The sequence below is a fragment of the Lentzea sp. NPDC058450 genome (assembly GCF_042721395.1).
Classification (GTDB): domain Bacteria; phylum Actinomycetota; class Actinomycetes; order Mycobacteriales; family Pseudonocardiaceae; genus Lentzea.
The window spans coordinates 1-25,438 of the sequence record NZ_JBHXLO010000030.1 but is presented as its reverse complement, the minus strand read 5'-3'; the positions used below and the strand labels follow the sequence as shown (position 1 = coordinate 25,438).

At 68.7% G+C, this 25,438-nt stretch carries 23 protein-coding genes; 16 read left to right on the top strand and 7 right to left on the bottom strand.

Going from position 1 to position 25,438, the window contains the following annotated elements:
• Window positions 1-93 precede the first annotated feature (93 nt).
• The 4 genes from ACFWNN_RS34905 to ACFWNN_RS34890 are packed head-to-tail and all read left to right on the top strand — an operon-like array spanning window position 94 to window position 4,976.
• Window positions 94-2,460 (top strand): FAD-dependent oxidoreductase, encoded by a 2,367-nt coding sequence (locus tag ACFWNN_RS34905; RefSeq protein ID WP_382444213.1) that lies wholly within the window; start codon window positions 94-96, stop codon window positions 2,458-2,460.
• Entirely contained in the window at window positions 2,457-3,554 is a 1,098-nt protein-coding gene (solA, locus tag ACFWNN_RS34900; RefSeq protein ID WP_382444212.1) for an N-methyl-L-tryptophan oxidase, read from the top strand. The genes ACFWNN_RS34905 and solA overlap by 4 nt, the downstream gene beginning before the upstream one ends.
• A complete protein-coding gene (locus tag ACFWNN_RS34895) occupies window positions 3,551-4,663 on the top strand; it encodes an aromatic ring-hydroxylating dioxygenase subunit alpha (protein ID WP_382444211.1) in 1,113 nt (370 codons plus the stop codon). Before solA ends, ACFWNN_RS34895 begins: the two co-directional genes overlap by 4 nt.
• Before the next feature lie 43 nt (window positions 4,664-4,706).
• Window positions 4,707-4,976: a hypothetical protein gene (locus ACFWNN_RS34890; RefSeq protein WP_382444309.1), complete on the top strand. Its 270-nt coding sequence runs from the start codon at window positions 4,707-4,709 to the stop codon at window positions 4,974-4,976.
• Window positions 4,977-4,979: 3 nt separating this feature from the next.
• Here the strand turns inward: ACFWNN_RS34890 and secA2 are convergent, their stop codons facing one another.
• From secA2 to ACFWNN_RS34875, 3 genes are all read right to left on the bottom strand, one after another.
• The gene (secA2, locus tag ACFWNN_RS34885) at window positions 4,980-7,265 is read right to left on the bottom strand and encodes an accessory Sec system translocase SecA2 (RefSeq protein WP_382444210.1); all 2,286 of its coding nucleotides are present in this window, start codon (window positions 7,263-7,265) and stop codon (window positions 4,980-4,982) included.
• 95 nt (window positions 7,266-7,360) lie between these two features.
• A complete protein-coding gene (locus ACFWNN_RS34880; RefSeq protein WP_382444209.1) occupies window positions 7,361-8,662 on the bottom strand; it encodes an MFS transporter in 1,302 nt (433 codons plus the stop codon).
• A gap of 9 nt (window positions 8,663-8,671) precedes the next feature.
• Window positions 8,672-11,596, bottom strand: coding sequence for a carboxyl transferase domain-containing protein (locus ACFWNN_RS34875; protein WP_382444208.1), 2,925 nt, complete (start codon window positions 11,594-11,596; stop codon window positions 8,672-8,674).
• A 177-nt stretch (window positions 11,597-11,773) separates the two neighbouring features.
• On the opposite strand from ACFWNN_RS34875, the gene ACFWNN_RS34870 reads away from it, so the two are divergent.
• Both ACFWNN_RS34870 and ACFWNN_RS34865 read left to right on the top strand, forming a co-directional pair.
• Entirely contained in the window at window positions 11,774-12,553 is a 780-nt protein-coding gene (locus ACFWNN_RS34870) for a sporulation protein (RefSeq protein ID WP_382444207.1), read from the top strand.
• A gap of 97 nt (window positions 12,554-12,650) precedes the next feature.
• Complete coding sequence (locus ACFWNN_RS34865; protein ID WP_382444206.1) at window positions 12,651-12,923, top strand: GlsB/YeaQ/YmgE family stress response membrane protein; 273 nt, start codon at window positions 12,651-12,653, stop codon at window positions 12,921-12,923.
• Here ACFWNN_RS34865 and ACFWNN_RS34860 read toward each other — a convergent pair.
• Window positions 12,916-13,536 (bottom strand): TetR/AcrR family transcriptional regulator, encoded by a 621-nt coding sequence (locus ACFWNN_RS34860; RefSeq protein ID WP_382444205.1) that lies wholly within the window; start codon window positions 13,534-13,536, stop codon window positions 12,916-12,918. The two genes, ACFWNN_RS34865 and ACFWNN_RS34860, sit on opposite strands and share 8 nt — an antisense overlap.
• A gap of 93 nt (window positions 13,537-13,629) precedes the next feature.
• Here ACFWNN_RS34860 and ACFWNN_RS34855 point away from each other — a divergent pair, with 93 nt between their 5' ends.
• From ACFWNN_RS34855 to ACFWNN_RS34825, 7 genes are read left to right on the top strand one after another with little or no spacing between them, the layout of a single operon-like run.
• Window positions 13,630-14,775, top strand: coding sequence for an acyl-CoA dehydrogenase family protein (locus ACFWNN_RS34855; protein ID WP_382444204.1), 1,146 nt, complete (start codon window positions 13,630-13,632; stop codon window positions 14,773-14,775).
• Window positions 14,776-14,785: 10 nt separating this feature from the next.
• Window positions 14,786-15,982, top strand: coding sequence for an acetyl-CoA C-acetyltransferase (locus ACFWNN_RS34850; RefSeq protein ID WP_382444203.1), 1,197 nt, complete (start codon window positions 14,786-14,788; stop codon window positions 15,980-15,982).
• Window positions 15,983-15,984: 2 nt separating this feature from the next.
• Window positions 15,985-16,743 (top strand): SDR family NAD(P)-dependent oxidoreductase, encoded by a 759-nt coding sequence (locus tag ACFWNN_RS34845; protein ID WP_382444202.1) that lies wholly within the window; start codon window positions 15,985-15,987, stop codon window positions 16,741-16,743.
• Window positions 16,744-16,757: 14 nt separating this feature from the next.
• Entirely contained in the window at window positions 16,758-17,882 is a 1,125-nt protein-coding gene (locus ACFWNN_RS34840; protein ID WP_382444201.1) for a hypothetical protein, read from the top strand.
• Window positions 17,879-19,306: a substrate-binding domain-containing protein gene (locus ACFWNN_RS34835; protein WP_382444200.1), complete on the top strand. Its 1,428-nt coding sequence runs from the start codon at window positions 17,879-17,881 to the stop codon at window positions 19,304-19,306. The genes ACFWNN_RS34840 and ACFWNN_RS34835 overlap by 4 nt, the downstream gene beginning before the upstream one ends.
• Complete coding sequence (locus ACFWNN_RS34830; protein ID WP_382444199.1) at window positions 19,293-20,000, top strand: hypothetical protein; 708 nt, start codon at window positions 19,293-19,295, stop codon at window positions 19,998-20,000. Before ACFWNN_RS34835 ends, ACFWNN_RS34830 begins: the two co-directional genes overlap by 14 nt.
• A 22-nt stretch (window positions 20,001-20,022) precedes the next feature.
• Window positions 20,023-20,565 (top strand): exonuclease domain-containing protein, encoded by a 543-nt coding sequence (locus ACFWNN_RS34825; protein ID WP_382444198.1) that lies wholly within the window; start codon window positions 20,023-20,025, stop codon window positions 20,563-20,565.
• Here the strand turns inward: ACFWNN_RS34825 and ACFWNN_RS34820 are convergent.
• Window positions 20,555-21,610 carry a DUF2855 family protein gene (locus ACFWNN_RS34820; RefSeq protein WP_382444197.1) on the bottom strand — a complete coding sequence of 352 codons (1,056 nt, stop codon included), beginning with the start codon at window positions 21,608-21,610 and terminating at the stop codon, window positions 20,555-20,557. The two genes, ACFWNN_RS34825 and ACFWNN_RS34820, sit on opposite strands and share 11 nt — an antisense overlap.
• Window positions 21,611-21,648: 38 nt before the next feature.
• Here ACFWNN_RS34820 and ACFWNN_RS34815 point away from each other — a divergent pair, with 38 nt between their 5' ends.
• Complete coding sequence (locus ACFWNN_RS34815) at window positions 21,649-22,215, top strand: TetR/AcrR family transcriptional regulator (protein WP_382444196.1); 567 nt, start codon at window positions 21,649-21,651, stop codon at window positions 22,213-22,215.
• Here ACFWNN_RS34815 and ACFWNN_RS34810 read toward each other — a convergent pair whose 3' ends face one another.
• The gene (locus tag ACFWNN_RS34810; protein ID WP_177230067.1) at window positions 22,216-22,668 is read right to left on the bottom strand and encodes a MaoC family dehydratase; all 453 of its coding nucleotides are present in this window, start codon (window positions 22,666-22,668) and stop codon (window positions 22,216-22,218) included.
• 2 nt (window positions 22,669-22,670) lie between these two features.
• Window positions 22,671-23,423, bottom strand: a complete 753-nt coding sequence (locus tag ACFWNN_RS34805) for an SDR family oxidoreductase (RefSeq protein WP_382444195.1) — start codon at window positions 23,421-23,423, stop codon at window positions 22,671-22,673.
• A 135-nt stretch (window positions 23,424-23,558) separates the two neighbouring features.
• On the opposite strand from ACFWNN_RS34805, the gene ACFWNN_RS34800 reads away from it, so the two are divergent.
• Both ACFWNN_RS34800 and ACFWNN_RS34795 read left to right on the top strand, forming a co-directional pair.
• On the top strand, window positions 23,559-24,353 hold the full coding sequence (locus ACFWNN_RS34800; protein ID WP_382444194.1) for an SDR family NAD(P)-dependent oxidoreductase: 795 nt from the start codon (window positions 23,559-23,561) through the stop codon (window positions 24,351-24,353).
• A 2-nt stretch (window positions 24,354-24,355) separates the two neighbouring features.
• Window positions 24,356-25,327: a zinc-binding alcohol dehydrogenase family protein gene (locus ACFWNN_RS34795; RefSeq protein WP_382444193.1), complete on the top strand. Its 972-nt coding sequence runs from the start codon at window positions 24,356-24,358 to the stop codon at window positions 25,325-25,327.
• Window positions 25,328-25,438 lie beyond the last annotated feature (111 nt).

The following is a 25,438-nucleotide window of genomic DNA, read 5'->3' as shown; positions in this document are numbered from 1 at the left end:
CGGCGGTATTGACAGCCGGGCGCGCTGGCCGCAACTTGTTGCTGATAGCGGAACAGGTTCTGTTACCCGCAACTGTGGCGAAGGGGTGTCCTGATGCCTGGTGAAGTGCCTCGCGTGGTGCTCGTGGGGGCGGGGATCGTCGGATGCGCGCTGGCCGACGAGCTCACCGAAAGAGGCTTCACCGACGTCACGGTGCTCGACCAGGCGGCAGGTCTCGCGGTCGGCGGGTCGAGCGGGCACGCTCCCGGCCTGGTGTTCCAGACCAACTCGTGCCGCAGCATGACGTCGTTCGCCCGCTACACCGTCGACAAGTACACCGCGCTGGGCTGCTTCGACCAGATCGGCGGCCTGGAGATCGCGACCTCGCCGGAACGCCTGAACGACCTCGGCCGCAGGCACGGCTGGGCCACGTCGTGGGGTGTCGAGAGCCGGCTGATCGACGCGGACGAGGTGGCGCGGCTGCACCCGTTGCTGGACCGCGACCAGCTGCTCGGCGGGTTCCTGATCCCGAGTGACGGCCTCGCGGCGCCGGTCAGGGCCGCCGAGATCCAGGCGGGACGGGCGATCCAGCGCGGGGCGCGGTTCGTGTTCGGGCAGAAGGTCGTCGCGGTCGAGACGGCCGGCGACCGGGTCACGGGCGTGCGGACCGAGACGGACGTGTTCGGCGCCGACATCGTCGTCTCGTGCGCGGGCATGTGGGGGCCGGTGCTGGGCGAGATGGTCGGGCTGACCGTGCCGCTGGTGCCGATGGCGCACCAGTACGTGTTCACCGGGTCGCTCAACGCGGACGCCGAGGCGTTGGCGCGGCAGCCGATCCTGCGGCACCAGGAAGCCGACCTGTACTTCCGCTCGCACGGCAAGGCGCTCGGCATCGGCGCGTACGGGCACAAACCGATGCCCATCGCCGCACGCGACATCACCGCGTCCGAGCTGCCGTTCACCAAAGAGGACTTCGAGCCGTCCTGGGAGGCGGCGGTCGAGCTGATCCCGTCGCTCGCCGAGGCCGGCGTGGACCACGGCTTCAACGGCCTGTTCTCGTTCACCAGCGACGGGATGCCGTTGCTGGGCGAACATCCCGGGCTGAAGGGCTTCTGGGTCGCCGAGGCCGTGTGGATCACGCACTCCGCCGGGGTCGCGCGGTCGATGGCCGAGTGGATCGTGGACGGACAGCCCGAGCTGGACCTGCACTCGAGCGACCTCAACCGGTTCGAGCAGGTGCAGCTGGCGCCGGACTACGTGCTGGAACGCAGCTGCCAGAACTTCGTCGAGGTCTACGACCTGCTGCACCCGTTGCAGCCCATGGAAAGCCCGCGGCCGATCCGCACCAGCCCGTTCTACGGCCGGCAGCAGCAGCTCGGCGCGTTCTTCCTGGAGGCGTCCGGCTGGGAGCGTCCGCACTGGTACGAGGCCAACGCGGACCTGCCCGAGGTCGCCGAGGTGCCCGCGCGCAACGAATGGGCGAGCCGCTACTGGTCCCCGATCTGCGGGGCCGAGGCACTCGTGACGCGCAAGCGGGTCGCACTGTTCGACATGACCCCGTTGAAACGGCTGGAGGTCAGCGGGCCGGGAGCGCTGGAGTTCCTGCACCGCATGACCACCAACAACCTCAGGCGCAAGCCCGGCGCGGTCGTCTACACGCTGCTGCTGGACGAACAGGGCGGCGTGCGCAGCGACCTCACCATCGCGAGGCTTGACGCCACGACGTTCCAGGTCGGCGCCAACGGCAACCTCGACCTCGACTGGCTCACCCGGCACGCGCCCGACAACGTGTTCATCCGGGACATCACGGCCGGAACGTGCTGCATCGGCCTGTGGGGCCCGCTCGCCCGCGATCTGGTCAACGACCTCCCGCACACCCTCGACGTCGGCAAGGGCTACTTCACGGCGCAGAAGGCGTTCATCAAGAACGTCCCGGTGACCGCGCTGCGACTGTCCTACGTGGGCGAACTGGGCTGGGAGCTCTACACCACCGCGGACCTCGGCCCGAAGCTGTGGGACACGCTCTGGGAGGCCGGGCAGCGGCACGGCGTCATCGCGGCCGGGCGCGGCGCGTTCAACAGCCTGCGCCTGGAGAAGGGCTACCGGTCGTGGGGCACGGACGTCACGACCGAGCACGACCCGTTCGAGGCGGGCCTGGGTTTCGCGGTGCGCCAGGACAAGGAGTTCCTCGGCAAGGGTTCGCTGCACAACCTGACGTCCACCAAGAAGCTCACCTGCCTCACCATCGACGACCCGCACAGCGTCGTGCTGGGCAGCGAACCCGTGTTCCACCAAGGGGAACCGGTCGGGTACGTCACCAGCGCCGCCTACGGCTACACGACCGGCCTCAACATCGCCTACGCCTGGCTGCCCAGCGAGATCGAGGACGAGGTCGAGATCGAGTACTTCGGACAGCGCGTCACCGCCCGCCCGGCGGCCGAACCGCTGTTCGATCCCGAGATGAAGCGGCTGCGCGGATGACCTACGACGTCATCGTGATCGGGCTCGGCGGCATGGGCAGCGCCGCCGCGTACCGGCTCGCGCAGCGCGGGAAACGCGTGCTGGGGCTGGAGAAGTTCACACCCGCCCACGCCAGGGGCTCGAGCCACGGCGGCTCGCGGATCACCCGCCAGGCCTACATCGAGGACCCCGCCTACGTGCCGTTGATGCTGCGCGCCCACGAGATGTGGGACCAGATCGAGCACGACAGCGGAGAGCACGTCTTCCACCGCGTCGGCGGCCTCGTCGTCGGCCCCCAGGACAGCGGCGCCATCACGGGTAGCCGGGCGAGCGTCGAGCAGTTCGGTCTGAAACACGAGCTGCTCGACGCGTCCCAAATCCGTGCGCGCTTCCCGGCACTCCACCCGTTGGACGACGAGGTGGGCCTGTACGAACCCGGTGCGGGCTTCGTGGTGCCTGAGACGTCCGTGGCGGCTCATCTCAAGCTCGCCGAACGGGCAGGCGCCGAACTCCACTTCGAGGAGCCGGTGACGCACTGGGAGCCCGGCAAGGTCACCACCCCGCTCGCGACCTACGAGGCCGGCCACGTCGTCGTCTGCCCTGGGCCGTGGGCGCCGGAACTGCTGGCACGCCTGGGAGTCCCGTTCGAGATCGAACGACAGGTGCAGTACTACTTCACCCCGGCCGAGAGCCTCGCGGGCTACCCGATCTACATCTGGGACCGCGCCGACGGCACGATGTTCTACGGCTTCCCCGAGCACGACGGCGCGGTGAAGGTCGCGTTCCACACCGGCGGCGAGATCTGCACGCCCGAGACGATCGACCGCACCGTGCACGCCCACGAGGTCGAGGCGATCACCAACGCCGTCGCCTCGCCCATGCCCACTGTCGCCGGCACGTTCCAGCGGGCCGCGACCTGCATGTACACCAACACCGCCGACCGGCACTTCGTGATCGCCCGTGACGAGGGCGTGACCGTGGCGTGCGGTTTCTCGGGGCACGGGTTCAAGTTCGCGCCCGTCGTCGGCGAGATCCTCGCCGACCTCACGATCGACGGGGCCACGCGGCACCCGATCGCCCTGTTCGACCCTGCTCGCTTGAGAGGCGGAGCATGACCGGCAGCCTGATCTCCACCCTGGAGGGCCGCTACTACACCGATCCCGCGATCTTCGCGCGGGAACAGGCCTCCATCTTCGAGAAGATGTGGTTCTGCGCGGTCCGGTCGGCGGACCTGCCGAACGCCGGCGACTTCCGCACGGTGCAGGTCGGGCGGGAGAGCGTGCTCATCGCGCGGGACCGCAAGGGCGCCCTCAACGCGTTCCTGAACGTCTGCCGGCATCGCGGCGCGCGCATCTGCGTCGAGGAGTCCGGAACGGTCAAGCGGGCGTTCCAGTGCCCTTACCACGCCTGGACGTACGCGTTGGACGGAAACCTGATCGCCGCACCCAATCTCACCTCTATGCCGGACGTCGATCGCGTTGAGTACGGGCTCGCGAAGGTGCACCTGCGCGAGTGGCTCGGATACGTGTGGGTGAACCTCGCCGACGAACCTCCGAGCTTCGAGGACGACGTGCTGAGCGCCGTCACCGAACGTTTGGGAACGCTCGAAGGGATCGACGGCTACGAGATCGACCAGCTGTCCGTGGGCCGCCGCATCACCTACGACGTGAAGGCCAACTGGAAGCTGATCATCGAGAACTTCATGGAGTGCTACCACTGCGCGACGATCCACCCCGAGCTCACCGAGGTGCTGCCGGAGTTCGCGGACGGCTACGCGGCCCAGTACTACGTCGGGCACGGCGCCGAGTTCGGTGAGGAGATCCAGGGTTTCACCGTGGACGGCAGCGAGGGGTTCGAGAAACTCTCCGCCCTGGAAGAGGAACGCGACAGGAAGTACTACGCGATCACGATCAAACCGCAGGTGTTCATCAACCTCGTGCCGGACCACGTGATCCTGCACCGCATGTACCCGATGGCCGCGGACAGGACGATCGTCGAGTGCGATTGGCTCTACGCCAAGGAAGTCGTGGACACCGGCCGTGACGTCTCTCGCTCGGTCGAGCTGTTCCACCGGGTGAACGAACAGGACTTCGAAGCCTGCGAGCGATGCCAGCCTGCCATGGCTTCGCGCGCCTACGCGCACGGCGGAGTGCTGGTGCCTTCGGAGCACCACATCGGCGGTTTCCACGCCTGGCTCGTCCAGAAACTGGAATCAGCCGACTAGGGGATCGACGGGTCACCCGTGCACGCGAAAGCTTGCACGGGTGATGGAGCATAACGACTTCATGCTCCCGGATGGGGAGCACGACCTCCTCCGCCGCATCAGGCTGCTGGCCGAGCGGGCGGAACGGACGGCGCACAACAGGTCCAACTTCGTGGGGCCACCGCCGTCGCAGGAGCATCTCGACATCCTGGCCGAGATCAGAGCTCTCTCCGAGGAGATGACCACCGCGACGGCCACCGAAGCGAGACGGGCCGGGGCGTTGCCCCGACCCGCCAGACCGGCGGACGATCTCGTCGTCCCCGGGATGTTGTAACCGTCAGCGGCGCTGTCCGCGCACCATCTTCACGAGGCCCTTCATCGACTCCTCGAGACCGGAGCCGAACGGGTTGTCGTGCACCAGGTACGTCCACGTCGAACTCGGGCGCTTCACCCCGGCGTCGGCGAGGTCGTAGCCGTCGTCGGTGATCTTGGCCGCCTCGTACTTCTCGGTGGTGAGCTCCCACGACTCCGGCACGATCTTGTTGAACGCCGGGATGGCCTCGCGGTGGAACTCGTCCAGCGGGTTCTGCCGCGCCAGCGCGCGCAGGTGGATGCCCTCGCGCAGGTCCGACAGGAACGTCAGGTGGTGCGTCCACAGGTCGTCGAGGAAGAACAGCGTGATCTTGCGGGCGGCCTCGGAGGCCACCTCGTCGGACACGCCCTCCTTCTCTCCGACCTTCTCGAACGCCGCGTCCGTCGTGAGCACGACGTCGCGGTGCCGCAGCAGGATGTCGCGCTGGTGCTCGATGAGCTTGTTGTAGCGCCAGGTGTTGCGGTGGATCTCCAGGTTCACGCCCTCGGCCACGCGCTGCGCGTGCTCGAAGGTGTGCAGCAGGCCCTTGTCGTGCACGCGACCGTCGTTGTCCACTTCGGACGGGTCCTCGGCGTCCGGCGCGTACTGCGTGATCAGCTCGTCCTGCATGGACGAGAAGAACACCGAGCCGCCGGGGTCGCCCTGACGTCCGGCGCGGCCGCGCAGCTGGTCGTCCAGGCGGGACGACGAGTGCCGGCCGGAGCCGATCACGTACAGGCCGCCGAGCTCGGCGATCCGGTCGTGGTCCTCGCCCTCGTGGCCGCCGAGGCGGATGTCCGTACCGCGACCGGCCATCTGCGTGGAGACCGTGATGCGCTGGTACGAGCCCGCGTCCGCGATGATCGACGCTTCCTCGGCGTCGTTCTTCGCGTTCAGCACCACGCACTCGATGTCCGCGGCGCGCAGCTTCGACGAGATGCGCTCGGACTCGGCGACGTCGAGCGTGCCGACGAGGATCGGGCGGCCCGACTCGTGGACCGTCTTGATCTCCTCGACGATCGCGTCTTCCTTCTGCTCCAGCGTCGCGTAGAGGCGGAAGTGCTCGTCCTCGCGGATGTTCTGCTTGTTCGGCGGGATCACGAGCACCTCGAGCTCGTAGAACTCCCGCAGCGTCTCGGCGACGGCCACGGCAGTACCGGTCATGCCGCACCGCGTCGGGTAGCGCGAGAGCAGCGCCTGCACCGTCATCGAGTCGAGGATCTCGCCGGACTCGGTCGTCTGGACGTTCTCCTTGGCCTCGACCGCGGCCTGCAGGCCGTCCGGCCAGCGCTGGAGCTTCGCGACACGGCCACGCGTGTCGTTGATCAGGTGCACCTTGCCGTCACGCACGATGTAGTCAACGTCGCGGTGCAGCAGCACCTGCGCGTGCAGCGCCACGTTGACCTTCGACAGCGTGGACGTGACGTGCTCCTGCGAGTACAGGTCGATCTCGCCGAGCGCGCGCTCGACGGCCTCGGAGCCCGCACCCGTGAGGAACACGTTGCGCTCCTCGTCGTCGACCTCGTAGTGCAGCTCCTGCCGCAGCCGCTTCACCAGGTCGGCGATGACGGGGTCGGCCGCCTCCGCGCTGGTCGAGCCGGCGAGCACGAGCGGCACGCGCGCCTCGTCGACGAGCACCGAGTCGGCCTCGTCGATGAGCGCCACCTGCTGCTCGGGGACGATCAGGTCCTCCTCGCGGGTGACGATCCGGTCGCGCAGGATGTCGAAGCCGATCTCGCTGACCGGCGCGTACGTGACCTCGCACTGGTAGGCCTCGCGGCGCTCCTCGGCCTTCGAGCTGCCGTTGATCCAGCCGACGCTGACGCCCAGGAGCGCGTACAGCGGCCCCATCCACTCGGCGTCGCGCTGGGCGAGGTAGTCGTTGACGCTGACCACGTGGACGCGCTTGCCCTTGATCGCGAACCCGGCCGCGGCCATGGCGCCCGCGAGCGTCTTGCCCTCACCGGTCGCCATCTCGACCACGAGCCCGCTCAGCATGCCCAGCGCACCGAGCACCTGGACGTCGAACGGACGTTGCCCGATGGCGCGCTCGGCCGCCTCACGCGTGAGGGCGACGAGCTCGGTGTCCGTGCTCTCCTCGCGCAGCTTCTTGGCGTGGGCCGTGAGCTCCTCGTCGCTGAACGCCTTGAAGGCGTCCGCGTGTTTCTCCACGTCCGAGAGCAAGGCCTGGAACGGTGCGAGGTCGACAGAGCCCGGTTTCTGCGCGAACCTGCGCATCCGCTGCTTCAAGCGCGCCATGAGAGTGGTCACGACGCGCCAACGTACGGCATCGGCTCCAGGTTCCGCAGAGGTCTTGACTGTGAAGGCCCGATTCATCCCTTAGGTCGGGCCTTCACAGCCCCTGATCAGGCCCGTTCCGGCTGGTGGGTCTCCGGCAGCTTGATTACCGACACGAGCGTGCACAGGCCCATGACCAGCAGGAACGCCGACACGGACATCGACGTGCCGGTCGCGCCCAGCAGTGCCGTCATCACGAACGGCGTGCCGCCGCTGACCAGGATCGACGCCAGCTGGTACGCGAGAGAGGCACCCGAGTACCGCACGTGCGGCTCGAACAGTTCACCCAGGTAGGCGGCGATCGGCCCGTACACGAGAGAGGAGGCGATGCCACCGACCGTGGACGCGATGAACAGCATCACGAGCGAGCCCGTGTCCACGAGCAGGAAGTACGGGAACGCCCACACGATCAGTCCGACGGTGCCCGCGATGATCAGCGGCCGGCGTCCCAGACGGTCGCTCAGGTGCCCGGCGTAGAGGATCACCGGGATGCTCACCAGCGACGACAGCAGGCTCACGACCAGCACCGACTCGCGACTCAGGCCGAGCGTCGTGGTCGCGTACGACAGCACGCCCGCGATCGACACGTAGAAGATGGCGTTGGACGCGAACATCAGCCCCGCGCCGAGCAGGATCGGCTTGCGGTGCGTCCTGAGCGCCTCCTTCAGCGGTGCGTGGGTAACCGCCGGTGCGTTCGCGCGGCGTTCCTGCATCTCCTTGAACACCGGGCTGTCCTCGACCTTGAGCTGGATGAACAGCACCACGGGGAAGAGGAGCGCGCTCGCCAGGAACGGCACGCGCCAGCCCCACGACGCGAAGGCCTCCGGCGAGAGAGACGTCGTCGCACTGATGAACGCGACGTTGCCCAGCAACACGCCGATCGGCACACCGGCCTGCCCGAACGTGCCCGCGAAGCCCCTCTTGCGAGGCCCCGCCGACTCCGTGAGCAGCAGGACGACACCGCCCCACTGCCCGCCGACCGCGATGCCCTGCAGGAACCGCAGCAACACGAGCAGCAGGGGCGCGCCGACACCGAGCGTCGCCGTCGTCGGCAGCAGTCCGATGAGGAACGTCGCCCCGGCCATCAACGCCAGGCAGATCACCAGCGCCGGCTTGCGGCCGACCTTGTCACCGACGTGCCCGAACACCAGGCCGCCGATCGGGCGCGCGATGAAGCCCGCCCAGAACGTGCTGAAGCTGAGCAGCAACGCCACGATCGGCGTCGCCTCGGGGAAGAACAACTTGGGGAACACCAGGGCCGCGGCTGTCGCGTAGATGAAGAAGTCGTACCACTCCAGGCTGGACCCGACGAGTCCAGCCGCCATGAGCCTGCGCAGGGTCTTCTTTTCCGCAGGGGCGACACTGACCACGGAAACTCCTCACCACGTGTCGATGAACGGGCGTTTCTTCCCTTGTCGGCGGGAAGCTGAGGGGGCCAGCGCCGTGGCGATCCAGCGGCGCGTGTCGGCCGGGTCGATCACGTCGTCGATCTCGAAGACCGAGGCGACGTTGAGGGCTTTGCCGTGCTCGTAGGCCATCGCGACCATCTGCTCGTAGCGCCGGCGGCGTTCTTCGGGGTCCTGGATGGCGTCCAGTTCCTTCTTGAAGCCGAGCTTGATGGCGCCTTCGAGGCCCATTGGGCCGAACTCGCCGGTGGGCCAGGAGATGGCGAACTGGGGGACTTTGAGGCTGCCCGCGGCCATCGCCTGCGCGCCGAGTCCGTAGGCCTTGCGGAGGACGACCAGTCCGAAGGGGACGGTCAGGTTGGCGCCCGTCACGACCATTCTGGTGAGGTGGCGGACGGTGGCGGTGCGTTCGGCTTCGGGGCCGACCATGAAGCCCGGGGTGTCGGTGAGGCTGACGACCGGGAGGTCGAAGGCGTCGGCGAGTTGGAGGAAGCGGGCGCACTTGTCGGCGGCGTCGGCGTCGATGGCGCCGCCGTTGACCTTCGGGTCGTTGGCGATCAGCGCGATGGGGCGGCCTTCGACACGGATCAGCGCGGTGACGATGGCCTTGCCGAAGCCGGCGCGCAGTTCGAGGACCGAGTCGGTGTCGGCGAGGGTGTCGATGACGGTGCGGATGTCGTAGGCGCGGAGGCGGTTCTCGGGGATCGCGTGGCGGAGCAGGCGCTGGTCTTCGCAGGACCACTCAGCCGTCGAGTCCTGGAAGTACGAGAGGTACTTCTTCGCCACCGCGACGGCCTCCTCCTCCGAGGTCACCGCGATGTCCACCACGCCGTTGGGCACCTGCACGTCCAGCGGCCCGATGTCCTCCGGCCGGAACACGCCCAGCCCGCCGCCCTCGATCATCGCCGGGCCGCCCATGCCGATGTTCGCGCCCTCCACCGCGATGATCACGTCACACGTGCCCAGCAGCACCGCGTTGCCCGCGAAGCACCTCCCCGCCACCACGCCCACCAGCGGCACCTGGCCGCTGAGCTGCGCGAACGCGTGGAACGAGCCGCAGTCGAGGCCGCTCACCATGCTGTGGTCGGTGTCGCCGGGCCGTCCGCCGCCGCCCTCGGCGAACAACACCACCGGCAGGTTCTCTTGCTGCGCCAACGCGAAGAGGCGGTCCTTCTTCTGATGGTTGCGCAGGCCTTGGGTTCCGGCGAGCACCGCGTAGTCGTAGGACATCGCCACGACCCGTGAGCCGTTCACGACGCCGATGCCGGCGACGAGACCATCTGCGGGCGTGCGTTCGATCAGGTCCGGCAAAGACCGCCGCTGACGTTGCGCCGCGATCGCGAGCCCGCCGTACTCGACGAACGAGGAGCAGAGGTCGGCGATGTTCTCCCTGGCCGTCCGCCCGCCCCGCGCGTGCCGTCGCGCCTCGGCCTCCGGGCGCGCGAAGTCGTGCCGCGCCAGCACCTCGGCCAGATCCGGCCGGACGTGCGACGGGTCCACCGAAATGACGTCCTCAGTGGACTCGCCGGCGCCGGAGGCGAGCACCTGGCCCTCGGCCACCGTGTCGCCCACCGACACCAGCACCGTGCCGGACACGCGCACGACGTGCTGCATCTTCATCGCTTCCAGCACGACGGAGTCCTCGGACACCGCCACCACCGTCCCGGCCAGCGGGGCGAGCTGACCGGAAACCGGCTCGTCGGCGATGAAGTCCGTGGTGGCGCCGACGATGTCCTGGGTCAGCAACCCGCGCAAGAACTCCAGGTTGGTGGAGACGCCGGACACCGAGAACTCGCCCAACGCCCGTCGCGCCCGGTTCAGGGCCACGTCCAGGTCCTCGCCGTGCACGACGAGCTTCGCCAGCAGGCCGTCGTAGGCGGTCCCGACCCGGTAGCCGACGTACCCGTGCGTGTCGACGCGCACCCCGGGCCCGGCCGGCAGCCCGAAGGCCGACAGCACTCCGCCAGAGGTCTGGTTCAGCCGCACCTGCACGGCCGCACCGCGATCCAACGGCGTGTAGTCGACGTCGCCGCCCCAGGCCAGCAACAACTGCGTCCGGACGAGGTCCACTCCGGACACCATCTCGGTCACCGTGTGCTCGACCTGGAGTCGCGGGTTGACCTCCAGGAACGCCCACGAGTCTCCGGACACCAGGAACTCCACCGTGCCGACCCCGGTGAACACGGCAGCGGAGGCCAGCGAGACAGCGGCGGAGTGCAACGCCTTGCGCAGCACCGGGTCCAGCAGGGGAGCGGGCGCGATCTCCACGACCTTCTGGTGCCGGACCTGCAACGAGCAGTCGCGGTCGCCGATCACCGAGGTGCCGACGAGCTGCACCTCGATGTGCCGCGCGGCGGGCATCAACCGTTCCAAGTAGACGTCCCCGACGCCGAACGCCGCCAGCGCCTCGGCCCGGCAGGCCTCCACGGCGTCGTCCAGTTCGGCGGCCGAGTGCACGGCCCGCATGCCCTTGCCGCCACCCCCGGCGACGGCCTTCACCATGACCGGGAAGGAGCCCGGCTCGGCGTCCAGGACCGGAATCCCCAGTGAGGCAGCGAGTTCTCGTGCTCGCCGCTTGTCACCGAGCAACTCCAGAACGTCAGCGGAAGGCCCGACGAAGGTGAGTCCGGCGGCGGAACACGCCCGAGCGAAAGAAGCGTTCTCGGACAGGAATCCCCACCCCGGATGCACCGCGACGCACCCCTCGGCAGCGTCCAGCAACTGCGAGACGTCCAGGTACGGCGACGGTCCGACCAAAGGAACGGCACGGTCGGCGAGCGACACGTGGAGCGAGGAAGCGTCGTCCTCCGCATACACCGCCACGGTGCGAATCCCCAGGTCAGCCGCAGCGCGCAGCACGCGGACGGCCACCTCACCCCGGTTGGCGACGAGCAGCACGGGCAACCTCCTGAGCGACCGCTTAGTATGTGACGGCGGTCGCATGTTGCCATCTGAAGTCAACGGAAGTCCATACGGAACCGATCGGGGTGGTGAGGCGTCAACGGAACACTTCGCCGCAAACGGGCGATCCAGTTGGCAGACTCCCCGCAAACCGAAGGGCTCCAGGAGGCCGCAGTGGTGTTCAAGAGGATGATGCGCGCGTTCGGCGTGGGCGGGCCGACTGTCGACACGGTGCTGACGAACCCCAACGTCAGGCCCGGCGAGGTGCTGTCCGGCGAGGTGCGCATCGCGGGCGGCGACCACCCCGCCGAGATCGACCACGTCACGCTCGCGCTGCTCACCCGCGTCGAGGTCGAGAGCGGCGACAACGAGTACAACACCAACATGGAGTTCCACAAGTTCTCCGTGGGCCAGCGGATCATCGCCCAGCCGCACCAGAACCTGTCGCTGCCGTTCCAGGTGCCCGTGCCGCACGAGTGCCCGCTCAACGTCGTCGGCGGCATGCAGCTGTCCGGCATGCAGCTCGGCCTGCGCACCGAGCTCGAGGTCCGCGGCGCCGTCGACCCCGGCGACCTCGACCCCATCTGGGTGCACCCGCTGCCGTCGCAGGACGCCGTGCTCCAGGCGTTCGGGCACATGGGCTTCCGCTTCACCAAGGCGGACAACGAGAAGGGCCGCATCTACGGCGTGCCGCAGCAGCTGCCGTTCTACCAGGAGATCGAGTTCTACCCGCCGCCGCAGTTCGCCGGCCGCCTCAAGCAGGTCGAGCTGACGTTCGTCACGACCCCGCACGAGCTGCACGTGATCCTGGAGGCCGACAAGCGCGCCGGCCTGCTGCGCTCCGGCGGCGACGCCTACGGCCGGTTCGCCGTCTCGCACCAGCAGGCGGTCGGCACCGACTGGACCGCGACGATCAACCAGTGGATGGCGCAGGTCTCCGGCAGCCGCTGGTAACCCGAACGGATCATGGCGTTACGCCTCGCGCTGCACGATGTGTCCTCTGAAGGGATGATCTCGGCCAAGATCCGAAATCATCGCGGAGGAGGCGGTCATGGGCATCGGCAGCATCATCGGTGCGCTCGTCATCGGTCTGATCCTGGGCGTGCTCGGCCGGCTGTTCGCGCCGGGCAAGCAGAACATCCCGATCTGGCTGACCATCCTGGTCGGCATCGCGGCCGCGTTCGTCGGAACGTGGATCGCGCGACTGCTCGGCGTCGAGGACACCCGCGGCATCGACTGGATCGAGCTCATCGTCCAGATCGTGGTCGCCGCGGTCGGCGTGTCCCTGGTCGCCGGGCTGTACGGCAAGAAGTCGGTCAGTTAGGCCGGACCATCCGCAGGACGAGGTCGGCGTACATCGCGCCGATCTCGTCCGGGGTGCGCTTCCCGTCCGGGTGGTACCACCGCGCGACGTCGATGCACAGCGAGAGCACCGCCAGCGTCGCGCCCTTCAGGTCGGGCACGTCGAACACGCCCGCCTCCACGCCGTCCGAGATGAACGACCGCATCCGCTGCTCGATCTGCCGGCGCAGCTCCGCCACCTCCGCGTGGTGTTCAGGGGAGAGCGCGCCCAGCTCGTACTGCACCACCCGCGCCGTCGTGTGGAACTCAGCGTGCCAGCCCGCGAACGCCGCCACCGCGTTCTTCAGCCGCTCCACCGGCCCCTCGCCCTCGATGCCCGACAGCAGCGCGAGCGACGTCTCGTGGCCGACGAGCGAGATGTTGAACAGCAGCTCCTCTTTGGACCGGTAGTGGATGTACACGGCCGCCGGTGACATTCCGGCCAGAGAGGCGATGTCCCGGGTCGTCGTGGCGTGATATCCCTTGCCTGCGAACGCGTGGGCGGCCGCGATGAGCATCCGGCGGGCGGCGTCCGGGGTGACCGTGCGCCACGTCTCGTCGAGCAGCGCGAACCCGTCCAGTCCGGTCGTGGTCATCGGGCGGCTCCTCGCGTGTTGACAGGTGATGGATCGTACTGCACGCTAAGCGTGCGCTTAGCGCTAAGCAACCGCTTAGTATGGAGGTTAGTCGTGCAGCGGACGCTGTTCAACGAGGATCACGCCGCGTTCCGGGAGTCGGCGAAGGCGTTCGTCGAGCGCACGATCACGCCGAACGTCGAGAAGTTCATCGAAGAGCGCGTGATCGACCGGGACGTGTGGCTGGAGGCCGGCCGCCAGGGCCTGCTGGGCCTCGAGATCCCCGAGGAGTACGGCGGCAGCGGCGCGAACGACTACCGCTTCAACACCGTCTTCGCCGAGGAGCTCTGCCGGGTCAACGCGGCGGTGGCGTCGTCGCTCGGCATCCACGGCGACGTCGTGGCGCCGTACCTCGTGGACCTGTGCACCGAGGAGCAGAAGCAGCGCTGGCTGCCCGGCATGTGCACCGGCGAGATCAAGACCGGCATCGCGATGACCGAGCCGTCCGGCGGCTCCGACCTCGCGGCCCTCAAGACCAACGCCGTCCGGGACGGTGACGACTGGATCCTCAACGGCTCCAAGACGTTCATCACCAACGGCTACACCGCCGACATGATCGTCGTCGCGGCCCGCACCGACCCGTCCAAGGGCGCGCGCGGCATCACGCTGTTCGCCGTCGAGACCGGCATGCCCGGCTTCGAGCGCGGCCGCAAGCTCGACAAGGTCGGCCAGCACCCGTCCGACACCGCGGAGCTGTTCTTCTCCGACGTGCGCCTGACCCAGGAGCACATGATCGGTGAGGAGGGCCAGGGCTTCATCTACATGATGGAACGCCTGCCGCAGGAACGGATCGGCGCCGCCATCTCGAACCTCGCGCACGCACAGGGCGTCTTCGACGAGACGCTCGAGTACGTCAAGGAGCGCAAGGCGTTCGGGCAGGCCATCGGCAAGTTCCAGCACAACAAGTTCCTGCTGTCCGAGCTGCGCACCAAGCTCGACGTCACGCAGGCGTTCGTGGACACGCTGACGATGCAGCACGTGCGCGGCGAGCTCAGCCCCGTCGAGGCGGCGCAGGCGAAGTACTGGAGCGCCGAGGTCGAGAACGACGTCATCGACGCCTGCGTGCAGCTGCACGGCGGCTACGGCTACATGACCGAGTACCGCGTCGCCCGCGCGTGGATGGACGCCCGCGTCACGAAGATCTGGGCGGGCTCCAACGAGATCATGAAGGAACTCATCGGCCGCGACCTGGGCCTGTAAGGAGAACGGCATGGCTGAAGCGGTCATCGTTTCCACGGCCCGGTCGCCGATCGGCCGTGCCCGCAAGGGTTCTCTCGCGTCACTGCGGCCGGACGACCTGGCCGCGCAGGTGGTCTCGGCCGCGCTGGGCGACATCCCGGCGTCCGAGATCACCGACCTGCACCTCGGGTGCGCCGAGCCGCAGGACGAGCACGGGCAGAACATCGCCCGCCGCGTCGCCGTGCAACTCGGGTACGACGGCCTGCCCGGCACGACGGTCAACCGGTTCTGCTCGTCGTCCGTGCAGACCGCGCGGATGGCCTTCCACGCCATCAAGGCGGGCGAGGGCAACGCCTTCATCTCCGCCGGCGTCGAGTGCGTCTCGCGGTACATGCACGCGGGCGCGCCTTCGTTCAACCCGCTGTTCGACGAGGCGCAGCAACGGACGTTGGACACGGCCGCGTCGAACGCGCCGTGGACCGACCCGCGCCTGGACGGCAAGCTCCCCGACTACTACATCGCGATGGGCCAGACGGCCGAGAACGTCGCGACGCAGCTGGGGATCTCGCGGCACGACCAGGACGAGTTCGGCGTGCGGTCGCAGAACCTCGCCGAGAAGGCGATCGCGGACGGGTTCTTCGCCCGCGAGATCACGCCGGTCACCCTGCCCGACGGCACGGTCGTCTCCACCGACGACGGCCCGCGCGCCGGCGTCACCTACGAGGCCGTGGCCGGGCTGAAGCCCGTCTTCCGGCCCGAGGGCACCATCACCGCGGGCAACTGCTGCCCGTTGAACGACGGTGCGGCCGCGGTCGTGATCATGAGCGACGTGCGGGCGCGCGAGCTCGGGCTGACCCCGTTGGCGCGCATCGTGTCCACGGGTGTCTCCGGGCTCTCGCCGGAGATCATGGGCCTCGGCCCGGTCGAGGCCACGAAGCAGGCGCTCGGGTACGCCGGTCTGTCCATTGCGGACATCGACCTGGTCGAGATCAACGAGGCGTTCGCGGTGCAGGTGCTCGGATCGCAGCGCGCGCTGGGCATCGACATCGACAAGCTCAACGTGCACGGCGGCGCGATCGCCCTCGGCCACCCGTTCGGCTCGACCGGCGCGCGGATCATGACGACGCTGATCAACGGCATGCAGGCGCGCGACGCCCAGTTCGGCCTGGAGACCATGTGCGTCGGCGGCGGTCAGGGCATGGCGATCATCCTGGAAAGGCTTTCGTAGCAATGGGAATCCTGGACAAGTTCCGCCTTGACGGGAAGGTCGCGATCGTCACCGGCGCGTCCTCGGGCCTCGGCGTCGCGTTCGCCAAGGGACTCGCGGAGGCAGGCGCCGACGTCGTGCTGGCCGCCCGGCGCGCGGACCGGCTGAAGGAGACGGCCGCGCTCGTCGAGGCCACCGGTCAACGCGCGCTGGTCGTGCAGGCCGACATCTCGCAGCCCGACGACTGCCGTGAGGTCGCCCGCCAGGCGGCCGAGTTCGGCACGGTCGGGGTGCTCGTGAACAACGCCGGTGTCGGCACGGCGGTGCCCGCCTCGCGGGAGACGCCCGAGCAGTTCCTCAGCGTCATGGACGTCAACCTCAACGGCGCCTACTGGATGGCGCAGGCGGCCGCCGCGGTCATGAAGTCCGGTGGATCGATCATCAACATCTCCAGCGTGCTCGGCCTCGTGACCGGCGGTATTCCGCAGGCCGCGTACTCGGCGTCCAAGGCGGGCCTGCTCGGCCTGACGCGGGACCTCGCGCAGCAGTGGACGGGCCGCAAGGGCATCCGCGTCAACGCGATCTGCCCCGGCTTCTTCGAGTCCGAGATGACCGAGCAGTACCCGCCGGGATACCTGGAGAAGATGCAGGCGGCGCTGCCATCCGGGCGAATCGGTGACCCGGAAGAACTAGCCGCGGCCGTTTTGTTCTTGGCCTCGCCCGCAGGCGGTTACGTTACCGGCGAGACGCTCGTCGTCGACGGTGGTGCCGTGATCGTCTGACTTCAGGGGGAGCCGTGCGGGAGCCCGAGTTCAAGATCGTCGACCCGCGAAGACGGTTCCTGCTGTGGTTCGTGCCGCCGTTGGCGGTGTTCGTGGCCGGGCTGGTGGTGTTGCTCGTTTCGGGGCACGTCACCGGCCCGTTCAAGTCTGTGACGGTCGTGCGGGCGCTCTTCGCCTCCAAGCGCGACTTCTTCCAGGACGAGCAGGTCAAGCGCATCCTGATGGCGCGCGGCTACCAGGTGCACGTGACGCCGATCGGGTCGCGGGACCTCGCCGAGAAGCCCGACCTCGACTCGTACCACTTCGTCTTCCCGTCCGGGCACGTGGCGAACGAGCACGTGAAGTCGCGCCGAGCTGGAAAGCACGTCGTGCCGTACCGGCCGTTCTTCACGCCGGTGGTGCTGGCGACGTTCCGCGAGTACGCCGAAGCGCTCGTCAAGGCGAAGGTCGCGAAAGCGCACGACACCACGAGTGACAAGCCGTACTACTACACCCTCAACGTGACCGAGTTCGCGAAGCTGAAGGACAGCCGGTGGAGCGACTACGGGCTGGCCAACGAGAACCGGATCATCGCCCAGTCGCCGGACCCCTGCAAGGCGTACTCCGGCGCGACGCTCGTCGGTTTCTTCGCCACCGCCCTCGGTGACGGGCCACCGGCGACCGTCGAAGCCGCCGAGGAACTGGCCCGCAAGGTCAAACCTCACGTCGACGCCCAGGGGCAGGCCGGCGAGGACATGGCCCCCAAGTACTTCGTGCCCGAGGGCCGCACGCACGCCGTGATCGCGGTGATCTACGAGCACCAGTACATCGCGTACCAGTTGCGGCAGAAGACCTTCGACAGCGAACGCGTCCTGCTCTACCCGACCAAGCAGCACCAGAGCACGCCCGAGCTGATCTCGTTCACCCCCGAGGGCGACCGCATCGGCGAGCTGATGATGAACGACCCGGACCTGCGTCGCCGCGCCGTCGAACTCGGCTTCCACTCGCTCGGCTGGAACGGCGAGACCGGCGCCGACTTCGGCGCTCACATCACCGGCCGCGGCCTGCCGGAGCCCCCGGCGGGAGAGATGGGCAGGGTGGAACTGCCCAAAGCCGAGCTCTTCGAGCGCATGCTCGACGTCGTCGGCGACTGCAAATGAGGCTGCTGGCGCTGGTGGTGCTGCTCGTGCTGACGGCGTGCACGTCCAGCACGCCGCCGCCCGTTCGGCTGAAGATGCTCGCGAGCACGGAGCTCGCCGACCTCGGCCCCGTGCTGGCGGACCTGAAGCGCGCCACCGGAGTCGAGCTGACCGTGGAGCACCGCGGCACCGTCGAGGCGAGCGCGTCGCTGGCCGGGTTCGACCTGGCCTGGTTGTCCACCACCAGGTTCCTGCGGTTGCGCGGCACCGAACCCGAACTGGCGTCGAGCATCATGACGTCCCCGGTCGTGCTCGGGGTGCGGCGGGACAAGCGCGCGGTGCTGGGGGAGAAGCCGACGTGGGCGGACGTCGCGGACCGCGCCGCGCTGGGCCGGTTCCGCTACGGCATGGCCGATCCGCGCGTCTCCGGCGGCGGGATGGCCGCGTTGATCGGCGTGGCGACGGCGGCCGCGGGCACCGGTGCGCCGTTGCGGCCGGAGGACGTGAGCTGCGACCGCCTCCAGGGTTTCCTGGCCGGTCGCGCGTTCGACGTGCCCGACCCCGCGGGGGAGTTCACCCGGCGGTCCGATGTGGACGGACTGGTCGCGCACGAGTCGGAACTCCTGTCGCTCAACGCCTCCGGGAAGTTGAGCGAGCCGCTGGAGATCGTCTACCCGCGCGACGGCATCGTGCTGTCCGACTACCCGCTGATGCTCGTCAACCCCGAGCAGCGCGCCGCCTACGACCGCGTGGTGGAGTGGCTGCGGTCGCCCGCCGCACAGCAGACGATCGCCGATCGCACGTGGCGCCGTCCGGTGGAATCCTCGGTGCAGCGCAACGAGAAGCTGCGCGCCGACCTCGGCACGGCGTTGTACTTCCCGGACAGCTCCGAGGTGATCGACCGCCTGCTGCTGTTCCACGACCGCGCGGGCGACGGCCGTCAGGTGATCTTCGTGCTGGACTGGTCGACGTCGATGCGCGGCGCCCGGATGGCCGGGCTGCGCGAGGCGTTCGCGTCGCTGAACGGCTTCGACCGCTTCTACGTCGGCGAGACCGTGACGATCCTGCGGTTCGCGGGCGAGGTCCTGGAAGAACGCTCGATCACCGTGCGCGGCAAGGAGGACCTCGACGCGCTGCTGGCCGTCGTGGCGTCCGAGGACCTGCGCGACAACACGGCGATCTGGGCCGCCCTGGACCGCGCCCTGCAGTTGGCGCGCGGCGACACGGCGGTGGTCCTGATGACCGACGGCGAGAACAACGCGGGCCCGTCCCTGAACGAGTTCCTGCAGGTGGGACGCGGTGAGGTGCCCATCTATCCGATCAGGTTCGGCGAGGCCTCCACGGCCGAGCTGGACCGCGTGGCCCAGGCGAGCGGCGGCCGGCTGGTCGAGGCCGGCGCGAAGTCGTTGCTGGAAGCGGTGAGGGAGATTCGTGGCTGTCGATAGAGCGCTCTGGTGGTCGGTCTCGTGGGGCTGGATCCTGCTCTGGGTCGCCACGCTGATCGCGTTGATCGTCGTGGCCGCCCTGGTGTGGCAACGACTGCGGCACCGCAACCAGGAACCCGAGGTCCCGGGCATCCTGTTCTACGTGCACGGCCAGCGCATGATCAACCTCTGCAAGGTGGGCCGCTACGACGACGCCGTCACCCGCCAGTTCGTCAAGCAGATCACCGTGACCAAGAACGGCAAGCTGCAGGTGGGCCCGAGCGAGTTCGGCATCGGCGTCGACGGCTCGGTCGTCGAGCAGAACACCGACACCTACGAGAAACCGGCCACCGAGATCGACGTCATCGGGGTCGTGCTGGCGGGGTTGAGGGCCGCCCACGGCGTGGTCGACGTCGACCTGACCACCCAGACCATGCGCGCCGACGAGGCGTGGCACCGCAGCAAGGCCAAGCGCCTCAACGACGTCCGCGACTACGTCTCCCTGCACGGCCGCTTCGAGGTGGGCGACGGCGACGACCCGGCCGTCCTGCACGCCCCCGCCGGCACCGGCCGGGTCCGCGTCGAGTGCGACCGGGCGAGCCTGCGCGACACGTTGCCCCCAGGCCAGTTCAACGCCCGCTGCCTCGGCAGGGTCCAGTCCTGGAACGCCGCCACCGGCGAGATCGTCGTGCTGCCCGTCGTCGTATTCCAGTAGACGGGTGGGGGACGATCAGCACGTGATCGCGTTGGACGAAGTGCTGGTCGTGGACGTGGAGTCGACGTGCTGGGAGGGCACGCCGCCGCCCGGTGAGGTCTCGGAGATCATCGAGATCGGCCTCTGCCCGGTCGAGGTGGCCACCGGGAAGCGCGGCGAGCGGCGTTCCGTGCTGGTGCGCCCGTCCCGTTCGCGCGTCAGTCCTTTCTGCACGCGGCTCACCACCCTCACCGCGGACCAGGTGGCCGAGGGCCTGTCGTTCGCCGAGGCGTGTGCGGTGCTGCGCAAGGAGTACCGGTCGGACCGGCGCGTGTGGGCGTCGTACGGCGACTACGACCGCAAGATGTTCGAACGGCAGTGCGCCGACTTCGGCGTCCGCTACCCGTTCGGGCCGCGGCACGTCAACGTCAAGACCCTCTTCGCCCTGACGCACGCGCTGCCACGCGAGGTCGGCATGGCCGAGGCGGTGCGGCTCACCGGACGGAAGATCGACGGCACGCACCACCGCGGCCACGACGACGCCCACAACATCGCGGGCCTGCTGGTCACCCTGCTCAGAAAGTGATCACGTCGGCGCTGTCCGGGTTCGTCTCGCCCGCCAGCACCGCCTGCCACACGTCGATCAGCTCCTCCGGGCCGGTGTGCCGCACGACGGAGACCCAGCCGCCTGCCTGGGCGGTGAACCCCCGCCAGGCCTCGCCGAAGCGCTGGGCGAGGCCGTCCGCGCCCCAGTCCGCGGTCCGCTTGCGCAGCTGGTCCGGTGCGAAGAAGAACTCCGACCGCTGGTCCTGCGACGGTGCCTGGTGCGTCAGCCCGATGGAGATGTCCTTCTTCAGGTCGTCGCCCAGCCGGTCGTGCAGGGCCGAACGGACGTCGGCCGACCCGCTGAAGTCCAGGTACACCGACGGTTCGACGTCCACCGAAGCGTTGTAGGGGAGCACGGTGTCGTACAGACCCAGGCCTTCGGTGAACGCCACGTTGCGCGGCGAGGTGAGGCCGACGACCCGCACGCCGGCGTTCTTGAGGCACTGCGCCGTGCCGAACGCCGTCTTGCTGGACGCCGAGGAGATCACGACGGTCCGCGCGCCGTGGAACGCGTTGTCCGTCAGTTGGTCGGCAAGCAGGAACGACGTCAGGAACAGCGGCCGGTACAGCACCTGCAGGTCTTCGAGCGCCGCGTCGTAGGCCGGGTCCTGCGAGGTCACGAGGTAGCTGTTGTAGACGGCGGGCAGGTCGGCGCGGTGGTCGGCGGTGTCGACGAAACCGGACGACGTGAGTTTCGGCCGCACCACGACGTGGCTCGCCATCGGCAGGTAGCCGTAGACGCGGGTGCCGGGCGCCAGGGCGTCCACAGTGGACTCGACGACGTCGGCGAAGCCCCAGACCGGGACGACGCCCTGGTCGTCGCCGCCCGCCGGGAAGAAGCGCCAGTAGCCGATGAGGTCGCCGATCACGCCGTAGGTGACGTTGTTGGCGGTGAGGCCGACGCGGCTGACCTTCAGCAGCACCTCGCAGTCCGACAAGTCGGACGCGGCGGGCAGTTCGTCGTGCAGCACTTCGGTTTTGGTGAGGTCGCCGCGGTCGGCGACGACGGTCCAGCGACTGATCATTGCCTGGGTTCTCCTTGGTCGGGAGGTACGCTCCGGTCGTGACCGTGCCTGAAAGACTGATCGACGCCGCCACCCGCCTGTTCGCGGACAAGGGGTACGAGCGCGTCGCCGTGCAGGAGATCGTCGAGCACGCCGGTGTCACCAAAGGCGCTATGTACCACTACTTCGGGTCCAAGGACGACCTGCTGCACGAGATCTACGGGCGGTTGCTGCGCTTGCAGACCGAGCACCTGGAGAAGATCGCGGAGAGCAAAGGGCCGATCACCGAACGGCTCCGCGACGCCGCCGTTGACGTGATCGTCACGAGCATCGACGACTTCGACGCAGCCAGGGTGTTCTTCCGCTCGATGAACCACCTCTCGGCCGAGAAGCAGAAGGAGGTCCGGGCGGAACGGCGGCGCTACCACGAGAAGTTCCGCGGCCTCGTCGAGGAGGGGCAGGCGGACGGCACGTTCCGCGCCGACGTGCCCGCCGACGTCGCCACGTACTACTTCTTCGGCTCGCTGCACCAGCTCGGCACCTGGTACCGCCCGGACGGGGACATCCCGCCCGAGCGGCTGGCGGAGCACTACGCGGACCTGCTGATCCACAGCCTCAAGGCCTGATCAGGGCACGATCACGCTGACGATCTCGGCGACGCACGCGGGCTTCTCGCTGCCCTCGATCTCGATGACGACCTTGGTCACGAGCTGCTTGCCGAGCGCGATGTCCGTGACGTCGAGCAGCTCGACCCCGCCCCGCACGCGGGCGCCGACCAGCACCGGCTGCGGGAAGCGGACCTTGTTGCTGCCGTAGTTCACGCCCATCTTGATGTTCTTGACGGTGTAGACGTCCCGCACCAGGTACGGCACCAGCGACAACGTCAGGTAGCCGTGCGCGACCGGTCCGCCGAACGGGCCCTTCGCGGCCTTCTCGACGTCGATGTGGATCCACTGGTGGTCGAGCGTCGCGTCGGCGAACAGGTTGACCTGCTCCTGCGTGATCTCGTGCCACTCGCCGAACCCGAGGTGCTGGCCCTTCGCGGCGACGAGCTCGTCGATGTTCTCGAAAGCGCGCATCGTCAGTCCTTCGGTCCGCCGGCGACGTAGATGACCTGTCCGGACACGAACCCGGCACCCTCGCTGACGAGGAACGACGCGGTGTGCGCGATGTCCTCCGGCTGGCCGACGCGCGCGACCGGGATCGCCTGCGCCGCACCGTTCACGAGGTCCTCGAACGAGATCTTCATGCGCTCGGCGGTCGCCTTCGTCATCTCGGTGGCGATGAAACCGGGCGCGATCGCGTTGACCGTGACGCCGAACTTGCCGAGCTCGATCGCGAGGGTCTTCGTGAAGCCCTGCATGCCGGCCTTGGCCGCGGAGTAGTTGGCCTGGCCGCGGTTGCCGAGGGCGCTGGTCGACGACAGGTTGACGATGCGGCCGAAGCCTTCCTTCGTCTGGAACGCCTGCACGGCCTTGCTCATCAGGAACGCGCCGCGCAGGTGCACGTTCATGACCGTGTCCCAGTCGCTCGCGGTCATCTTGAACAGCAGGTTGTCGCGCAGCACGCCGGCGTTGTTGATCAGCACGGTCGGCGCGCCGAGGTCCTCGGCGACCTTCGCGACCGCGGCGTTGACCTGCTCCTCGTCGGCCACGTCGACCTTGAGGCCGATGGCCCGCCCACCACTCGCGACGATCTTCTCGGCGCCCTCGAGCACGCCCTGCTCGTCGAGGTCGAGCAACGCGACGGCCAGGCCGTCCGCGGCGAGACGCTGCGCGACCGCGGCGCCGATGCCACGAGCCGCGCCGGTGACGATCGCAACCCTGTCGGCCACGGGTCCTCCTTCTGTGTGGGGTGGTGAGCTAAGCAAGCGCTTAGTAACGTACCTATCGGTCAGCTTGACGTCCAGGCCTGTCCGGACGACCATACCGACTGGTCGGAATGTGGCAATACGAGGAGGCAGACGCCCGTGGAACTCACCGGCAAAGTCGCGCTCATCACTGGCGGCTCCAACGGCATCGGCGCCGCGGCCGCCCGGCGGCTGGCTTCGCTCGGCGCCCACGTCGTGGTCGCGGACGTGGACGCCGACCAGGGCAAGGCCGTCGCCGACGAGATCGGCGGCGTGTTCGTCCGTTGCGACGTGACCGTCCCTTCGGACTCGGCCGACGCGGTTTCCGCGGCGGTGCGTGAGTTCGGCGGCCTCGACATCGCGTTCCTGAACGCCGGCATCGGCACCGGCTGCACGCTGGGCGACGACTTCGACGTCGAGAAGTACCGCCGCGCCATGGCGATCAACCTCGACGGCGTCGTCTACGGCATCCACTACGCGTTGCCGGAGTTGCTCAAGCGCGGGGGCCAGGCCATCGCCACCGCCTCCATGGCGGGCCTCATGCCCACGGCCGGCGACCCCGTCTACGGCGCGAACAAGGCCGCCGTCGTGGCCCTCATGCGCGCACTCGCGGGCGCGCACCCGGAGGTGCGCATGAACGCGCTGTGCCCCGGCTTCTCGGACACGAACATCATCGTCCGGCTGCGCTCGACCCTGGAGGAGATCGGCATGCCGATCATCCCGGTGTCCGCCGTCGTGGACGCCTTCATGTCCATTGTGGAGGGTTCCGGCACCGGCGAGGCCTGGTTCGTCCAGTCCGGCCGCCCGTCCGAACCGTTCGGCTTCCGCAACCCGCCGGGGCCCCGCGCGGCCGACGGCTCGCGCATCGCGGCAGCTCAGAAAGACCCCATTTCGATCGTCCTCAAGGAGAAGTGACCGTGCGTGCCATCCAGATCACCGAGTTCGGCGGGCCCGAGGTGCTCCAGCAGGTGGAGCTGCCCGACCCGGTCGCCGGCGAGGGCGAGGTGCTGATCACCGTCTCGCGCGCGGGCCTGAACTACGCCGACACGCACCAGGCCGAGAACTCCTACCTGGCCCGGATGGAGCTGCCGCTGGTGCCCGGCGGGGAGGTCGTGGGTCTTACCGCTGATGGCCGCCGGGTCGTCGCTTTGACGAAGAACTCCGGCGGGTACGCGGAGAAGGCCGTTGCGCCTGCGCTGACCACCTTTGACGTTCCGGACGGCGTGGATGATCTGACGGCGCTGTCGTTGATCGTTCAGGGCGCCACGGCTTGGTTGCTGCTGCGGAAGTCGACTCACATGGAGCCCGGTGAGTCGGTTGTCGTGCACGCCGCTGCTGGCGGGGTTGGGACTATCGCCGTGCAGTTGGCCAAGCTGTGGGGTGCTGGGCGGGTTATCGCCACGGCTTCGTCCGAGGAGAAGCGTCAGCTGGCGCTTGATCTTGGGGCTGACGTGGCGGTCGACTCTCGTGCTGCTGACATGACCGCTGCTTTGAAGGAAGCCAATGGTGGGCGGCGGGTTGACGTCGTGTTGGACATGACCGGGGGTGTGGTCACTGACCAGTCGTTGGTGGCGTTGGCTCCGTTCGGGCGGCTTGCGTTTTATGGCATGGCCTCGCGGGAAAGGCCGAAGCCGGTTGACCTTGGGGCGTTGCTGGTGCACTCCACGGCCGTTGCGGGTATGTGGTTGCCGCACGCTTTGAAGGTTAGGGACGCTGAGCACGGGACTCTTGCGCATCGGGCGATGGCTGAGTTGTTCCAGCTGGTGGTGGATGGGAAGTTGAAGGCCGTTCCCGGTGGGGAGTACGGGATGGGGGAGATTCGTGCGGCGCACGAGGACCTTCGGTCTCGGCGGACTGCTGGGAAGCTGTTGCTTGACCCGTCTCGCTGAGTTTGTTGGTCCTCTTGTTGCGTGCGGCGGGTTTCTGTTGCGTGCTTCCCCTGGGGCTCTGCCCCAGACCCCGGCAATCTGATCAGGGGGTAGCGCTGCCTGCAGGTTGAT

What these genes read in the sequence shown, in the direction of transcription:
- ACFWNN_RS34905 (WP_382444213.1), top strand. Translation starts at nt 94, where the DNA reads ATGCCTGGTGAAGTGCCTCGCGTGGTGCTCGTGGGGGCGGGGATCGTC.
- solA (WP_382444212.1), top strand. Translation starts at nt 2,457, where the DNA reads ATGACCTACGACGTCATCGTGATCGGGCTCGGCGGCATGGGCAGCGCC.
- ACFWNN_RS34895 (WP_382444211.1), top strand. Translation starts at nt 3,551, where the DNA reads ATGACCGGCAGCCTGATCTCCACCCTGGAGGGCCGCTACTACACCGAT.
- ACFWNN_RS34890 (WP_382444309.1), top strand. Translation starts at nt 4,707, where the DNA reads ATGGAGCATAACGACTTCATGCTCCCGGATGGGGAGCACGACCTCCTC.
- ACFWNN_RS34865 (WP_382444206.1), top strand. Translation starts at nt 12,651, where the DNA reads ATGGGCATCGGCAGCATCATCGGTGCGCTCGTCATCGGTCTGATCCTG.
- ACFWNN_RS34860 (WP_382444205.1), bottom strand. Translation starts at nt 13,536, where the DNA reads ATGACCACGACCGGACTGGACGGGTTCGCGCTGCTCGACGAGACGTGG.
- ACFWNN_RS34850 (WP_382444203.1), top strand. Translation starts at nt 14,786, where the DNA reads ATGGCTGAAGCGGTCATCGTTTCCACGGCCCGGTCGCCGATCGGCCGT.
- ACFWNN_RS34845 (WP_382444202.1), top strand. Translation starts at nt 15,985, where the DNA reads ATGGGAATCCTGGACAAGTTCCGCCTTGACGGGAAGGTCGCGATCGTC.
- ACFWNN_RS34835 (WP_382444200.1), top strand. Translation starts at nt 17,879, where the DNA reads ATGAGGCTGCTGGCGCTGGTGGTGCTGCTCGTGCTGACGGCGTGCACG.
- ACFWNN_RS34820 (WP_382444197.1), bottom strand. Translation starts at nt 21,610, where the DNA reads ATGATCAGTCGCTGGACCGTCGTCGCCGACCGCGGCGACCTCACCAAA.
- ACFWNN_RS34810 (WP_177230067.1), bottom strand. Translation starts at nt 22,668, where the DNA reads ATGCGCGCTTTCGAGAACATCGACGAGCTCGTCGCCGCGAAGGGCCAG.